Source organism: Shimia sp. CNT1-13L.2 (assembly GCF_024331145.1).
Taxonomy (GTDB): domain Bacteria; phylum Pseudomonadota; class Alphaproteobacteria; order Rhodobacterales; family Rhodobacteraceae; genus Shimia.
Map to the genome: position 1 here is coordinate 1 of NZ_JANDJO010000008.1, position 15,034 is coordinate 15,034.

Below are 15,034 nucleotides of genomic sequence, written 5' to 3' on the forward strand. Positions count from 1 at the left end.
GGGGCATCCGCTGGGGCACTTTCGCTCGCAAAGCATGACAGCTCTGCGCTAGAGGCGATACAGCATTCAATGTCTGGAAGACTGGCTGGGATGGTAGGAAGCCTTGCCACCCCATGGTTTCCATCAGCTTTCCCAACTGCCCACGAGAACTGGGGCGGTTACTGGGGCAAACTGTCCATAGGTGTCATGAGTTTCGATTGATTGGAATGCTCCGTCAGCAGTCATCCGATCCTCGCCTCTAGTTACGATACGCGAGAACCGGAGAACTCATCGCTCGGAACCAGAAGCAGGAACACAAGAAGCGCGAGATCCACGGGAGGGACCAAGATCAGCAGGTACCACCATTGGTTCACGCCAGTGTCACGAGTTCGCCGGACTCCAAAGGCAAGAAGATGGACAACTGAGGCGACAACTCCCGAGAAGAACATTAGGCTCCAGACCGTTCCCTGAGCAGCCAAGAGCAACAATAGAAACCCAACTAGGAAGCATCCAGCGACCAATTGGCTGACCAAGTACTCCATTCGAGTGACTCGCCCTTGGAAGGAAAACAGGTAAGCCAGCCGAGGACTAAGCTGTTGACCAGTCTCTCTAGCGGCTTGAGAGCCGCTCTCTGAAAGCACTGCGGCAGACTGGCTGGCCCGTTCTTGGATACGAGCTATTTCCTCTTGAGCCTTGGGGGTCCGCAGAGCAGTCGCGGTGCGTGTCCCTAACCACCCAATGCATCCGAGTGCTAGAACTATCAGAAAGGAAACACCGATTGCCTCGACCGTCCGAGAGGTTTCAACGAGTGCGATGTACCAGAATACTGCAAGGCTTCCGAGCAATCCCGCAGCAACTAGTCCCTTGAAAGTTCTTTCCATTTCAATTTCTCCAAATGAACCAACTGATATTATGATCTGCACGCTCAAAGATTGCCCCGCGTAGTTTCGAAGCGGCAACAACAATTGAGACTCATAGTCTGTAGATTATGAGTCTACAAGACTGCCAACTCCCGGCATGGCAATTCGAAGACTAGTTGGTCGGAACTTGAAGCGATTTAGAGAAGCGTCCGGGCTGTCCCAGGAGGCCCTCGCCTTCGAATGCGGCCTTCATCGCACTTACGTCAGCGGTGTAGAGCGAGGTGTTCGAAACCCAACAGTTGAAGTGCTCGCCAAACTGGCCGAGCCGCTTGGCATCCATCCCTGGCAACTACTAGTTCCGGAAAACTAGAAAGCGCTGGCTGGAGTTCTGTCCTTGAGGTCGATGAGATTGACCTCGCTTTAGTATCTCCACTGGACCGCAAGAAAAAAGCAAAGTGTAAACCCCGGCCAGCGCGAAGCCAGCCGGGGTCCTTGTTAGGGCACTCTGCGAGTAACCACATAGTCTGCCAACCACTGCCAGTAGGCATCGGCATGGGGAAAGCCCTGCGCTCTCGCAGCCAAATCCTCTGCCCTACGACGAGAAAGGCCGCCATCGTGTTCAGCGATAGCGGCCCTTTCCTCGAAGGCGTCGATGTCAGGTATCATCATGGTGTCACACGATCGGGCAATCGGATCTGATCAATGATTGACCGTTTCTGCTCGTCCGATATCCCGGCAGAGTAGATTCCGTAGGTGATCCCGTTCTCCGACCGGGCTGACTTGTGTCCAACGATGCTAGCCGTGAAGTGCTCAGGAACACCTGTCCGCTCGCATTGGGTGATGAACCACTTGCGGGTGGAGTGGAACACCAGACCGGGGCGCTCCAGCTTCTTTGCCTTCCTGAGAGCCGCGAACCGTTTGGTCACACGATCAACCGTTAGGTCTGGAAACAGGGCCCCCTTGCTCGGCCTTGAGCGAAACAGGTCTTCCAGAACAGGATGCAAAGGCACCAGACGTTCGGCAGAATCCGTCTTCAGTAGGCGAAGCTCATTGGGACGGACATGAACGAACCACCCGAGGTTCCCCTTGTTGACCAAGTCTTCCCGTAGCAACCCCGCTGCCTCACCAGCCCGCATCCCTGAGAGCAGGCAAGTCAACATCACTGGTCGGAGGTCATCATCCTTGGTTTGAAGAAGTTGAACCACCTCGTCTTCGGTTGGAACGGCGTAGGGTTGCGGCTTGATCTTCTGATCGAAAGGAACAGTCCGAAACGGGTTCTGCTCCAGATGACCTTCATAGACGACCCAGTCGAGGAAGTGGTTAACCTGCGCCCAGATACGCTTCTGGGTTCGTGTCTTGATCCTCGCTGATCCGAAGGACGAGAAGGCCACCAGTTGATCCAGGCTTAGTCCTCGTGTCTTCTCTGACTTTCCGATAACGGGAGACAGCTGGGTGATAAGGTTCAAAAACTCCCGCCCCTCCGCCCGAGAGAGGCTGCACAGCGTCTGGTCACCGTACTTCGAGGCGAACAGGCCAACTGAATAGCGAACGGACTTGAAGCCGCTGGGCCGTAGCTCGTTACTTCTGCGACCAAGGTAGACTCTGCTCTGATCTCGGATCAGCAGTTTTGCTCGTGGCTTGATTACCTGAAACTCCGTTCCGCCCGAAAGAGCCCCAGAGAGCTCCAGAGTGGCCCGTAGGTGGGCAAGAGCGCCCTGAGTATCCTCCACCCATCCAGGCGCTGCAGTGAGCGTCTCCTCGGCACTCTCGCGCACCTGCGATACGATGGTTTCGAAGCGGACGTTGATCTCTGCCGCCCTCAGTCGTGCGGTATTCGTCGAACCTGTCTTCAACGATTGCTTCAGGGCTTGCTGCCCCAGGACCATCGCCACGTCCTTTGGGTAGTTGCGCCGATAGAGCCAAGTGTGGCCCTTCAAGTAGGCATACTTGATCTGAGCAGACATTGGTCTCCTCCTTTCAGATTTAGGGATTGGTGCTGGCCTAGTCGGCCTTGCTCTGAACCTTCAGGATCAGGTCGAACTCGGGTTCACCGTATTCGCCCGCCAGAGGCCCGGTCAGTGAGTAGCCACCCACACAGTCATCGAAGACCCAATCGACCCGAAACAGATGCTCGGGCCAGTCTTCGCCAGCGCGGATGACGACGATGTCGCCTTCCTGAACCTGCATGGCTAGTTGAACCAGGAAATGATCCAGACAGCGAAGAAAATGGCTAGAAACTCTTCACCAAGTGAGATCTGCCTAGGGCGTCCCTTAGGCTTTGACGACAAAGCGCGTAGTAGTTTGGACAGCATGTTAAACCTCCAAAGTTGCTATCAATATAGATACGGAGGTTTGCTCGGAACAACGCCCGGCTCTCTCAACTCTTCCATCCGAGAATTCGACTGGCAGGGACCCTTGCGAACGAAGAGAAACCGCGAGCACCTGCTCAGACTTCCAAGTTGCACGGATTTTGAACACTCCCTGCACACTCCACTCAAACTCTTCCACTAGAAGCAAAGAGACAAAGCTAGGAGTAAGGTGATGGGTATCGAAAAGTTTCAGCTACGCAACGATGAATTGGTACACGCAGGGCATCGCCCGCAAACGCAAAACCTGTACGATTCCAGCGCGTTCAAAGCCAGGAATGTCGCCTGTGTGGTTCACAGGGAAAACACGTTCTCGGGCGTTCTTTGGGCACTGGAGCATCTGGGGTTCGAAGCTGCATGCTCCAATAGCCTTGATACAGTTTTCAAGGTAGTCTCCGAAGATCCCGAGGAATGGGCCCTGATCATTGTGCGTCTCGATCAGCCCCTCGACGAAGCGCGTCTGGAAAGCTACGTGCGCCTGCTGCGCATGATGGACGTGCGCATTCCTATCCTGGTCATGGCTGGAAACGGCAAGTCTCCAGAGGAAGTGGACTATCCCAAACTCTATGGAGACTGTGTCGTTGCCGAACCGAAATCGGTTTCGGAACTCTCCAAAAGTATTGGTGCCGCTGTCAAAGCGAACAGAAGCTGGGGAGCTCGGTTCGACGACTTCCGCCGCGAAGCATTTGAGGGCTTTCGCAGGAAGATCTGAAACTGACAGCACGCACTACCCGTTCCTGCACCACTCACGGCACTGGGGAGCCAGTTTCAGGAACGGGATCAATACGAAGGCTTCTGCACCGCTCTATTGAGAGGTCTTCGTTCACTTGGGGCGCCCATACCCCCTAACTCGATTTTGGGTGCCCCACTTTTTCTCTGAGCTCTCGAAGGCTTACAGGCTTTGGAAGCAATTGAAACAGGTCGCATTCGCGAATTTCAGCACCTGTGAACTCTGGCAACCCGGTCATCAGGAAACACTTGGGACGTGGGTCGAGTATGCGAGAGACCTCCTGCAAGAACTCCAGCCCGCTCATGGCAGGCATCGCGAGATCCGCTATGATCACATCAAAGCGCTGCTGAGTCTTTTTCAGAATAGCAAGGCACGACTCCGGGCAGGAATGAAAAACAGCAGACCCGCCGAGAAGATCGATCGCTTCCGCCAGTTCGCCACCAACCTCCAGTTCGTCATCGACGATGAGAACCCAAAACGTCAAAGCGACCCTCCATTCTTGCGCCGGGCCATCAATCGGATCCGCCATGGGGAAACTGCATCACGATCCGGGCCCCCTTCTGCACGGCATCCGCATGGATGCTGCCATGCATTGCCTCAACGACGGTTTTGCTGAGATAGAGCCCGATCCCGGTGCCATTCGCATCTTCTTTGGTCGTAAAGAACGGATCAAACACCCGATCGATCAACTCGGGTGAAATACCCGGTCCACTGTCCTGCACGGAGACTACGATGTGGGTGTCATGCGAAACAATCTGGATACGGATGCACCTTTCCTGACGCGGCATGCACTGCATTGCATGGCGAGAGTTGGTGAGAAGATTGACGATTGTCTGTTCAAAGAGAATTGGCCGTCCAACAAGGCTGACGCGCGAAACTGGCAAGTCCAGTTCCACCCCGACACTATCCAACCTCAGTTGCTCGTGCAGCAGGGCAATCGCGGCCTCAATGCGCTCTGCCGGGTCAAAGGGCACGATTTCTTCATCGCCGATCTCGAGCACGAATTGGCGGATTCCTTGGATCACACGTCCCGCACGAAGGGCTTGCTGCTCAATCCTGCGCATTTTCGAAATGACATAGGTGGACGGCACGTCCTCCCACTTGATCCTCTCAAGATAGTTCCCGGCAGACATGGAGATAATATTCAGTGGCTGGTTCAGTTCATGCGCAAAGGAACTTGCCATTTCACCCAACGCCGCCAGCCTCGAGGCCTCGACCAGCTTGGCCTGAGTGGCCTTTAGATCGTTAAGACTACGGGCCATGAAAAACTTGATCACCCCTTGGCCCGCGGTCCGTTGATGATCTCCGTCCCAGACTATCTCGGTGAACTCTGTCAGGAGTGTCTGACTTGCCTCGAGGTGCACCAGGCTCCCGTTTTTCGACCTGATGTCGATATTGAACAAAGCACCTTCAAATCCGTCCCGCCCCATCTCGCTGTCATGAACGCTTTCCGCAAGCGCGCGCAGCGGCGTGCCGATAGTCTCGTCGCGCGAAAAGCCGGTCATCTTTTCCAACGCGGGGTTCCATTCGGCGACGTTCCCCTGAAGGTCAGTCGCAAAGATCGGTATGGAGGTCTGTCGAACCAGCTTTTTGAGGTTCTCCACAGCCAGTATCTTTCGACGCTCTTCGCTTTCTACCGCCTTGGCGAACCGGCCCAGCCACTTGGCTATTTCCCGCTCCTCATAGAAGTTCGTGTTGATCCGGCCCGGGGGCGAACGGTGGAACCGCAAAAAGGTCTCGGCTGTAAGGACAAAATGCTCCACCCATCTTCGGAAGATGGCTTCGAGCAGAAGGCCCCCTCCTACGATCAGGACGGCCAGAATACACAAGCGAACCACAGCACGCGCTGTGTCCTGTTGCAAAGCTAGGATCGTCGATTTGAGCGGAATGACAAGGCGCAGGCGCGCTGGATGCTCGGCGCTAAGGGGCGCCTCGCTCAGAACGTAGCCCCTTTGCCATGACGACAGCGCAGGTACACCGACACTCATATCCCGAACGATCTCGACCGAAGGGCGGCTACCACGTGTGTCGGCGTCATATTTTTCAACCGCATCGCAGTGTATTTCCACATCAGTTCCCGGCACCTCCGACACAAGCATCCCCAAGTCAGCTGGACGCCAGCCAAAGACGAGCACCTCCTGTGGCGCAACGGAGTTCGAGATGGTGAAAACCAGGCCAGACCAGCACCCACACAGATGGGTGCCCTGCGATTTCGGTATCGGGTGGTGTGCTACAAAATCCTGCAGAGCTTCAAGCCCGGCATCGAAAAGGCCGAATCTCTGGGACAAACCTCCGCTTGGTGACATTTCAAAGACCACTTGCGGCAAGACAGAATGGCTCCGGGTGTCATCAACAACCAGATCCGCTTCACCCACGACACCTTCCACACCATGAAAAAACCGCGTCCAAAACGCCGTTTCCAGCTTGAGAAATGACAGCGAGTTGATGGCCGAACGCTCAACATTCGCCAAGGCACGCTCCTGAACCTGCCCGGTCTGGTTCTTGAAGGACTGGTGCAACTCAACGAACTCCGAAACGGAAATCGGCAGCAACATGGACAAACCGAAAAGTGCCTGGAGAAAGTTGCTGTAGGAAGATGTGGCTTTGCCCCCGTTGCATGCAATGCGATTGGAAGCCACCAACAGGATGAGATTAAAGAGAAAGACGGCAAAGGCGACATTCACCAGAGAGTTCAGAACCTGCTTGGACACAACCAAAGTCACTGTCGTCCAGGGCAAGCCCAACCCCTGTGAGTAGGCCAGAATCGAACTCGGAATTCCGAGAAGCAGCCAATAGAGCAGCACGTAGGCCGTCACGCGGGTTGGCAGCGAGCGCCGATGTGCACAGGAAACGAGGACGGCCTCCAGCGTGAACAGGCCGGCCGCATACCAGTGCCCCCAAAGCTCGACCGTATGCAGCGCCGCAAGCACGGCCGCAGCGATCGCCCAGAGCGGACCAACTATCATCATCGCCAGCCAGACGAAGATCGACCCGAAGAGAAAGTTCACTCCAAAGACCAAGTCCGCATTGAGCACATTGCCAAAGTAGGCAAGCACACAGAACAAGACCCCGAGAAACGGGTTTGCCCCTCCCATTGCGACGATCGGACCTCCACCAGCCTTTTCAGCAGCGCCGCGCACCTGCATAGGCAGATTCCTTTCCAATGGTTCCCAGCGAGGGGCATGTCCTATCGGCATCCGCCCCTTTGGCAACAACCCTTTCGGATAGTCTGGTGAGGTGTTCGTGTAGGCTTTGTGCAATTCGGTGTATGAAGCGTGCAAATGCAATTTCACGCGTGGCAGCTCTGTTCAGATTTGACTAGAGGGCTCTGACATTTGACCGATTGGGGTCTTCAAAAGTATTCGCTGAAAGTGCTGCAAATGAAAAAGGTCCAAGTCCTTCTCATCGATGATGATATCGACCTGTCCGAAGAAGTTGCCGAAATGATGGGTGAGCAGGGTTTTGAGGTAACGTTCGCCCGTACCATTCACCAGTTTCACAAGGCCACCTCGCAGATTGCCTTTGATCTGTACGTCGTTGACCTATTGCTGCCCGATGGACACGGTCACGAGTTGATCAGGCAAATCAGACGCACCAGCGAAGCGGGGATCGTGGTTCTCTCGGGCAAATTGGATGAAGTAGACAAGGTTGTCGCCCTGGAACTGGGCGCCGATGACTATGTCGTCAAACCGTTTCCGCGTTCCGAATTTGTCGCGAGGCTGAAGAGCCTTCTTCGGCGAATGCAGGCGCGGGGAACACCCACTATTGAAAACGGCGGTGACGGCGCGTTTCTGGACTTCGATGGATGGCGGACTGACATCGATGCACGCAGGCTACTTGCGCCGTCGGGGACAGAACTGAAACTGACGAAGCTGGAATTCGATCTCTGGGTGACTTTCCTGAGGGCAACAGACCGCGTTCTGACACGCGAGAACCTCGTATTTGCACTGCGCGGCAGAGATTGGGCTGGCTACGATAGATCAATAGATGGCCTCGTAAGCCGCCTGAAGCGCAAAATGATGGAACACGCGGACGCCGAGGAATACTTCGAAACCGTACGTGGTGTCGGATACCTTTTGCGCACCCCTGTGTGTACACGACCTCACGACTAAGAAACGCCTTCGGAGCCACCTACCGAGTTCTACAGGTCTCGTCCCCCCGCCTGACCAACCGCACCAGCACCCAGCTGACCTGCCGTGCGGAGGCGCTGTTGGACGATGGACGAGAGACCCGGCTGACAGTTCGGTTGAAGGAACGTGGCGGGGAGCGGTTCTACGAGTTCAGCACGAACTAGAGAAGCTCTCGCCCCAGTAACCGCCCCAGTTCTCGTGGGCAGTTGGGAAAGCTGATGGAAACCATGGGGTGGCAAGGCTTCCTACCATCCCAGCCAGTCTTCCTGACAATGAATGCTGTATGACCGTAAGGTAAGTGCTGCCACGCTGTATGAGCAAATGTGCCCCAGTGTATGCCCCAGGGTGTCAGGGGTGCGTTGAGCTGCCCTAGGCAAGCCGCTGAAGGCCGGTGCCACAGTGTCAGAGTAGATCGAAGTTCTTCCCGGTCGACCAGTTTACCCAATCGTCCTCGCTGTTGTCAGGAGTCGTATCCATCAAGGGCGTTGCCATCACGGAAAACACTGATCGACGTTCCGACCCAACCGATTGAATGACGCGCCCCTGACACTAGACAAGTGAACAGCATCGTTCATCCGTCGATACCGTTGTTCCTCTTGAACCTGAATTTCTTTAACTCGATATATTCACTTAAAAAAATCAAAAGAGGACCAAAAACCAACCAAAAATTGATCATCGTCTCCCATCTCTCAAATGACTTTGACTCACCATCAAGGTATTTGACACCAAGAAGCATTGCCCATGTCGCGGTAAAAAACATCCATGCGTATTTTCTGGACTTCGCAAAGCTACGAAACTCGTGAAGCCGAGAGGTTTTCTCCGTCATCTCGAGGTTTCTCCTTCCGTCACTTCCTGGGCAATAGAACGGCAGTGGTCGAGATTCATTCGGCAAGAATAGATGCCCGCCCCCAAAACATCACCCACCTCAAATTGGGAACTACCCATCTTTCAATCTCGCTTTTCCAGAACAGGCTTCATTAATGTAATTTACAAGCCACAAAGCGTTTCCTGTGGATGCTCCATAAGGTAGCTCAATGACCCCGTCAGTGCTTGAAATATCTCCCTGATCTACGATCATTTCCCCACCGTAATACCGATGCTCGACAGTGCCTTGAAGTGGAATGATTCCGTTGATGTACTGTTCAATCGACCCCTTTTTGACATCAAGGTGATCGTCTCGACCAAAAAGGTACAGGCTGGGCGATCTGTGCGCTAAGTCAGGAGGGCCGCTGACCGACCAATCGTGGAATTCTACTTTTCCAACGCTTTTTAGTGAAATGGTGACAATGGCTTCCTTTGGATAGCCTTTGATTGCATTCACTCTGACTCGTTTGTCGACATGGACAAGAGTGCACCCTTCGATCGTGGTCGAGGATATGTTGTAGTTTTTTCTGGACGCATTTGTGGTGGTAGCGTTCTTGCTTTTCTGCTGCACGCTCCACTCAATTGGAAGCGGTTCTGAAGTTGAGGCGCCTGCAAGTGTTCGCATGGTTTGACCGACACCGAAAGCCAGGATCAGACCTATGCCGACCGCCCAAAACCAGCGCTTGATAAGAGGGGGCCCAAGCGATCTTCCGCGACCCAAACCTTTATCACGCATGCCTCTTCCTTATACGGTTTTTGATATTCAAAAGCGTTCGAAGCCATTCAATCTCGCGAAACAAACAATGTTGCGCCGTTTCAGACGTTGAAATCCGTCAAACCAAAATCAAACTCATCTGACGCCAATCAGAGCCACCATATCAATGGCTTTTCTCGAACACAAATGGGGGATTTTCTCCCTCGCAGCGTTCAGATTGTCATCAACCAAAACAGAACCCCGCCCTTCGTTCCCTGAAGCGCGGGGCTGCTGATTTCTCGAGAATTCGCCCCGTATCACCCGTCCTTGCCAAGCTCCTTCACGGCGGCAAGCATCCGGGCGATTTCCTGTTCGGTGTTGTAGTGGCAAAAGGAAATGCGGATGCAATCAGGCAGGCCAAGCGGCGTTAGCACATTGCCGCTATAGTGGTCGGCCTTGCGGGTGTGGGTGCGGATGCCCTGCTGGTTCAGTCGCTCAACCACATCTTCAGAGGCATGACCGTCGACCACGATCGACACCAGCCCCTCGCGCGCCGCGTTGTCTGCACCGGCAAGGATCGTGACGTGTTCCATGTCCCGCAACCCGGGCAGGTTGCCCGTGCCGTTGATGGCCGTGTTCGTCAGGTGGGTTTCATAGGCGTGGATCGCGCGCCCCGCCGCCTCGATGCGTTTGCGCGGCTCGCTTTCCTCGGACACTTCACCGCCAAGCCAGTCGAAATAGGCCACTACGTCAGACACCGTCGCGTAAGACCCCGCATCGCGGGTGCCGAATTCCCATCCCGTCGCCGGCGCGTCGATCAGCTTGTCATGCGGCGCCGCGCCCAGACGATCCGAAATCCAGGCTATGCCATAACCGTGACGCGAAAACACCTTGTAAGGCGAAATCACATAGCCATCCACGTCATAGGCCGCCAGATCAAGCTGCCCGTGTGCCGCGTGCTGGATGCCGTCAACGATGATGAAACAATCGGGCGCAACCGACCGGATCGCCCTGGAGATGGCCGCGACATCCATCCCCATCCCGGTCACCGGCGAGGCATGAAGGATCGTCGCCACCGACACATCCGGGGTAAGATGCTTCAGATAGTCCTCGGCACTCACCAGCCCCGTCGCATCGTCATGCGGAACGTTGACATAGTCCAATCCGGCAATGCCCGCCCAGCGACGCGCGGCGCTGCGGGTGGCCGGATGCTCGATGGATGATCCGATCACCTTGCTGCCCTTGGGCGCGTTCACACAGGCCGTGCGCAACAGGCGGAACAACAGCTCGGTCCCGCTTTCACCGGCAAAGAACTGGCCCGACGTGGCGTTCATGAACACCGCCAGATCGGCCTTGGCCTTGTTGATAACGTTCTGCGTCCCCTGCCCCGCCGGATTGATACGGCCCGGGTTGTCCGGAATGGCCGCATAGAACCCCGATGTCTCGAAAACCGATTTCAGCGTCAACGCACCACCGGCATTTTCAAAGAAGATGCGCTCGCCCTGGAACGGGCAGCTGTCGACATGGGCAAAGCGATCGCGGATTGCGGCGATCAGGTCAGGATTGTATTGGATCATGGGTCTTTTCCTGTAGGGAATCAAAGGGCGCGCGACACGATAGTGCGGCAAAGTTCAGCCACTGCAAGGTGGCTCTGTCTCGGGAAACCGTCGACACTGTCGTCGACAACTCCGTGGGTCGAATTGATCAGGCCATTGGCAACCATGGTGTCCAGCAGAAGGGCCTCGCGTTCCGGTGTATGCAGCAGGCGGGCATCCCCTGCGCGAACGGCCATGGCCGCAGCGATCGCCGTGCAGCCCCAGTTCGAACAGGCGGCCGTCACCAGCACGTCGCAGGAGGTCAAGGCGCCGATGCCACCACCGCAACCACATTGGCATTTGTCACCATAGGGGACATGCGCTTTCACGTGATCCGCAATTTTCCCCATGCCGATCTCATTGCCGCCGTCACCGACGGCCACAACCGGCACACCGCGTTCGAGAGCCTGATCAAAAAACAAGTCAACCCGCGAACGGCCCATGCCGTAGTCGATGCCCCTCATCGAGTGGTAGACACCAAAATCGTTGCGTCCCACCCGTTCGGTCGAGAAGAAGAGGTCTGGATTCAGCGTGTCCATCAACTCACTCGCCTGCGACTTGCCGGCTTCATCCTCGGTGGCAAAGGGCTGCATCACGATGGTGGCGAGGCTCTTGTCCGCCTTGGCGATCGCCGCTTGTGCCAGCGTAACAGGGAACAATCCCGCCGACCGGCACACATTGCGGATCGCTGGCAGCAACGTCTCTTCACAGAGCATGACGATGGTCACATTGCGGGCCAGCACCAAGGCGCGGGCCACAGCCGCAGCACCAGACGGTCCGTCGTTCTCACCCAGGTCTTCCGTAATCCACGCACGCGAGACAGAGCCGGTGGTCATCACCACAGTGCCGCCTTCTGGCACAGCCATCAGCGCGTCTGCCGCGGCACCAACCAGCGAACCGCCCTGCAATTCCCGTGCAGCCACAAACAAATGTTCAACTCCGCGTTCGCCCATATCAATGTTCACCAACTGGTCCAAACGGTTGTCCAGGCGCGTGATCAAAGCCGCATCAGCCATGTGCGTTTTCTCCAAACAATGTCGCAGCGACCCAAGCCTGATCCTGCAAATGATCTGCCACTTCCCGCATGGCCGACACGAGACAGTCAGCGACTGCCTTGGCGCCACCGGCGCGAGCTACGGCCCCGGCTGTCGGCTTCAACCGGATCGAAACACGCCCGCCGGGTTGACCATGGGTGTTGACCGTAACGATCCCTTTTTCGCGCAGCATCAGCATGCCGATCGCGGCGGTGACTTCGGCAGGCACAAGATCAGCTGCCTCCGCTCCGGCCATGTCCAGCGCAATCTTCATAGCATCCTGTTCGTCGATCTTCGGCCCCAGGGCCGAGCGGGTGATCCGATCTGCGCCCAAAGCCATTTCGAGCGCCTCGGCCAGATCCTGCCCGTCCTGCGCCTCCTGGATCAACAGCTCCGGCGTAAATCCCTGAAGGCTGCGCATCGCGCCCACGGCCACCGGCGCGCGGGCCTCCATACCCAACTCGCTGGCCTTCGCCTGAACAGGCACAAGGCTGGCCGGATCACCGCACAGAATGCCTGCACGAGGGCCGGACAGGCCCGCCTTGTCGGCATTGGTGATGACAAGATCCGCCCCGAAGGACAGGGAAGCGCCACCGCCATGCAAGACAGGCCGGTAACGCGCGCCATAGGCATCATCCAGAAACGTGATACATCCGGCGGCTTTCGCCGCCTCGACTGCACCCTTTATCAAGTCGTCCGCCAGCATCGACAATTCGGACGTCACCGGCGTGATCACGACAAGCGAGGGCGTCTCGCGCGCGATACCTTCCTTCAACGCATCAAGATCATGCACCTCGACGACATCGACACCCGCCAATCCTGCACCGCGCCCGACCGAGGCATGGCTGCGATCACCTTCCTGAACCAGCGACAGGACAGAGCGGCCCTGCGCATGGGCCAGAACGGTTGCGACAATGCCTGCGCTGGTGCGATTGACAACAGCCGCCGCTTCGTGCCCCTGCCCCCCCAAATGCGCAATCGCGGCCTGCCGCAGGTCCTCTCCGAAAAGGCCCGGTCCAATCCACTCTTCGCAAAGCACCGGCAAGTCATCAGCGGCCACCGGATAGAACCGCAGGTTCCCAGTACAGATCGCGATCTTGTCGATCCCCTCGCGGGCGACAAACGCGGCAGCCACACGCCCGGCCTGGGCCAGACGGCGCACCTCATCCGCAGAGCCACGCAGTAGACTGCCCCGCGCATAACCTACCGCGGGGTCGATCTCGTTGCCGAAAAAGTCCGTATTCACACGCCGCCCTCGATGTTGATGGTGACACACTTCCGGTAGGTATAGGCCTCAAGCGCGCCTTCGATGGAATACTCGCTGCCCATTCCGGATTGCTTGGTGCCGCCATAAGACATGCCCGGAATCTGACCACCGCCCTGATTGACCTGAATCCAGCCCGCATCAATCGCGCGGGTCAGGCGGGTGATCCGGCTGACATCATGGGTAAAGAGGAACGCCGCGAGCCCATAGTGGGTGTCGTTGGCCATCTCTATCACCTCTTCCTCGGTCTCGAAGGGGATGGCCACCATAACCGGGCCAAACACCTCTTCACGCGAAATACGCCAGCTATTGTCGACACCGGTGATGATCGTCGGGTTCGGGCAGAACCCTTGAGGATCTTCCGTCGGCGTTTCACCGATCAGGAACGTCGCGCCCTGCTCTTCCGCCTCGGCCACAAAGGCGCGGATTTCGCCATAGCGTTCCGCGTTGACGACCGCCCCCATGTCAACATCCGGGTCCAGCGCATCGCCCACGTTAAGTGCCGCGGATTTCTCTGCCACCTTGGGCATCAACTCGTCCCAGATATCCTTATGCACGAACAGGCGCGACCCCGCGGTGCAGCTTTGCCCCTGACGCATGAAACGCATGGCATTGGCGACCTGTTGCGCACAAGTATCGAGGCGCCCCTCGGCAATAGCATCAGGGAAGACGATGGTCGGCGACTTGCCCCCCAGTTCCAGCGTCAGGTTGGCAATGCGATCCGCGGTGACTTTGCCGATCAGCTTGCCCACTTCGGACGAGCCTGTGAACGACACCTTGTCGACACCGGGATGCGCCACCAGCGCGGCACCGGCTTCTTCGCCGACACCGGTCACCACGTTGAACACGCCCGGCGGGAACAGCCCATCCGCCAGCTCGGCCAGCTTCAGGATAGCCAGCGGCGCATCCTCTGCCGGTTTCAGGACAAGGCAGTTGCCGGTCGCCAGCGCCATCGAGATCTTCACCGCGCCCAGCTGCAGCGGCGAGTTCCAGGGAATGATCGAGCCCACGACCCCGTGCGGCTCACGCGTCGAATAGCTCAGGATACCGGGGCCAAGCGGCAGGGTTTCCCCCTTCTGTTCCACCGCAACACCACCATAATATTTCAGCACGCCCGCCGCCCCCAAGGCCTCACCACGCGACTGGGTCTTGATCGCGTTGCCGGATTCCGCAGCCAGCACGCGGGCAACATCCTCGGCGTTCTCCTCAAGGCGCCGCCCCAGCTCGGACAACAGGTTGCCCCGCTCGCTGGCAGCCAGCGCGCGCCAGGCGGGCAGCGCCGTGCGCGCCGCCTGAACCGCAAGGTCCACCTCTTTCGCCGTGCCGCGCCCGACCTCGCAGATCGCGCTGCGGCGCGACGGGTTCTCGACCGTCAGGCGCCCCTCGGGCCAGTGCCAGGCCCCGTTGATATAGCTTCCGGCCAGCCCCGCTTCGGGCAGTTTCGGTTCCAGGTAGGTGGTCATCCCTGTTCTCCTTGGCGAGACTTATAGGTTTAAAAAAGGGCGCGCCGCGTCTCGG

At 57.2% G+C, this 15,034-nt stretch carries 14 protein-coding genes; 3 read left to right on the plus strand and 11 right to left on the minus strand.

Annotation, left to right across the window (positions count from 1 at the left end):
- Window positions 1–242: 242 nt before the first annotated feature.
- A complete protein-coding gene (locus NNA36_RS20000; RefSeq protein ID WP_369681680.1) occupies window positions 243–860 on the minus strand; it encodes a DUF805 domain-containing protein in 618 nt (205 codons plus the stop codon).
- 136 nt (window positions 861–996) lie between these two features.
- Between NNA36_RS20000 and NNA36_RS15470 the strand changes: the two genes are divergently transcribed.
- Window positions 997–1,209: a helix-turn-helix domain-containing protein gene (locus tag NNA36_RS15470; RefSeq protein WP_255108656.1), complete on the plus strand. Its 213-nt coding sequence runs from the start codon at window positions 997–999 to the stop codon at window positions 1,207–1,209.
- A 295-nt stretch (window positions 1,210–1,504) separates the two neighbouring features.
- Here the strand turns inward: NNA36_RS15470 and NNA36_RS15475 are convergent, their stop codons facing one another.
- Window positions 1,505–2,803 carry a DUF6538 domain-containing protein gene (locus tag NNA36_RS15475; RefSeq protein WP_255108658.1) on the minus strand — a complete coding sequence of 433 codons (1,299 nt, stop codon included), beginning with the start codon at window positions 2,801–2,803 and terminating at the stop codon, window positions 1,505–1,507.
- A 37-nt stretch (window positions 2,804–2,840) separates the two neighbouring features.
- Window positions 2,841–3,026: a hypothetical protein gene (locus NNA36_RS15480; RefSeq protein ID WP_255108660.1), complete on the minus strand. Its 186-nt coding sequence runs from the start codon at window positions 3,024–3,026 to the stop codon at window positions 2,841–2,843.
- Window positions 3,027–3,380: 354 nt separating this feature from the next.
- On the opposite strand from NNA36_RS15480, the gene NNA36_RS15485 reads away from it, so the two are divergent.
- Window positions 3,381–3,917 (plus strand): hypothetical protein, encoded by a 537-nt coding sequence (locus tag NNA36_RS15485; RefSeq protein ID WP_255108662.1) that lies wholly within the window; start codon window positions 3,381–3,383, stop codon window positions 3,915–3,917.
- Window positions 3,918–4,050: 133 nt separating this feature from the next.
- Here NNA36_RS15485 and NNA36_RS15490 read toward each other — a convergent pair whose 3' ends face one another.
- Complete coding sequence (locus NNA36_RS15490; RefSeq protein ID WP_255108664.1) at window positions 4,051–4,464, minus strand: response regulator; 414 nt, start codon at window positions 4,462–4,464, stop codon at window positions 4,051–4,053.
- On the minus strand, window positions 4,448–7,081 hold the full coding sequence (locus NNA36_RS15495; RefSeq protein WP_255108666.1) for an ATP-binding protein: 2,634 nt from the start codon (window positions 7,079–7,081) through the stop codon (window positions 4,448–4,450). Before NNA36_RS15495 ends, NNA36_RS15490 begins: the two co-directional genes overlap by 17 nt.
- Window positions 7,082–7,270: 189 nt before the next feature.
- On the opposite strand from NNA36_RS15495, the gene NNA36_RS15500 reads away from it, so the two are divergent.
- Window positions 7,271–8,047: a response regulator transcription factor gene (locus NNA36_RS15500; protein ID WP_255108667.1), complete on the plus strand. Its 777-nt coding sequence runs from the start codon at window positions 7,271–7,273 to the stop codon at window positions 8,045–8,047.
- A 589-nt stretch (window positions 8,048–8,636) separates the two neighbouring features.
- Here the strand turns inward: NNA36_RS15500 and NNA36_RS15505 are convergent.
- The 6 genes from NNA36_RS15505 to NNA36_RS15530 all read right to left on the minus strand — a co-directional run bounded on the left by NNA36_RS15505 (window position 8,637) and on the right by NNA36_RS15530 (window position 14,979).
- Entirely contained in the window at window positions 8,637–8,891 is a 255-nt protein-coding gene (locus tag NNA36_RS15505; RefSeq protein WP_255108669.1) for a hypothetical protein, read from the minus strand.
- A 111-nt stretch (window positions 8,892–9,002) separates the two neighbouring features.
- Complete coding sequence (locus NNA36_RS15510; protein ID WP_255108671.1) at window positions 9,003–9,665, minus strand: hypothetical protein; 663 nt, start codon at window positions 9,663–9,665, stop codon at window positions 9,003–9,005.
- Between the two features lie 275 nt (window positions 9,666–9,940).
- Window positions 9,941–11,200: an aminotransferase class V-fold PLP-dependent enzyme gene (locus NNA36_RS15515; RefSeq protein WP_255108673.1), complete on the minus strand. Its 1,260-nt coding sequence runs from the start codon at window positions 11,198–11,200 to the stop codon at window positions 9,941–9,943.
- Window positions 11,201–11,220: 20 nt separating this feature from the next.
- Window positions 11,221–12,234: a glutamate cyclase domain-containing protein gene (locus NNA36_RS15520; RefSeq protein WP_255108675.1), complete on the minus strand. Its 1,014-nt coding sequence runs from the start codon at window positions 12,232–12,234 to the stop codon at window positions 11,221–11,223.
- Complete coding sequence (locus tag NNA36_RS15525) at window positions 12,227–13,498, minus strand: hypothetical protein (protein WP_255108677.1); 1,272 nt, start codon at window positions 13,496–13,498, stop codon at window positions 12,227–12,229. Before NNA36_RS15525 ends, NNA36_RS15520 begins: the two co-directional genes overlap by 8 nt.
- Window positions 13,495–14,979, minus strand: coding sequence for an aldehyde dehydrogenase family protein (locus NNA36_RS15530; protein WP_255108679.1), 1,485 nt, complete (start codon window positions 14,977–14,979; stop codon window positions 13,495–13,497). The genes NNA36_RS15525 and NNA36_RS15530 overlap by 4 nt, the downstream gene beginning before the upstream one ends.
- Window positions 14,980–15,034: the final 55 nt, after the last annotated feature.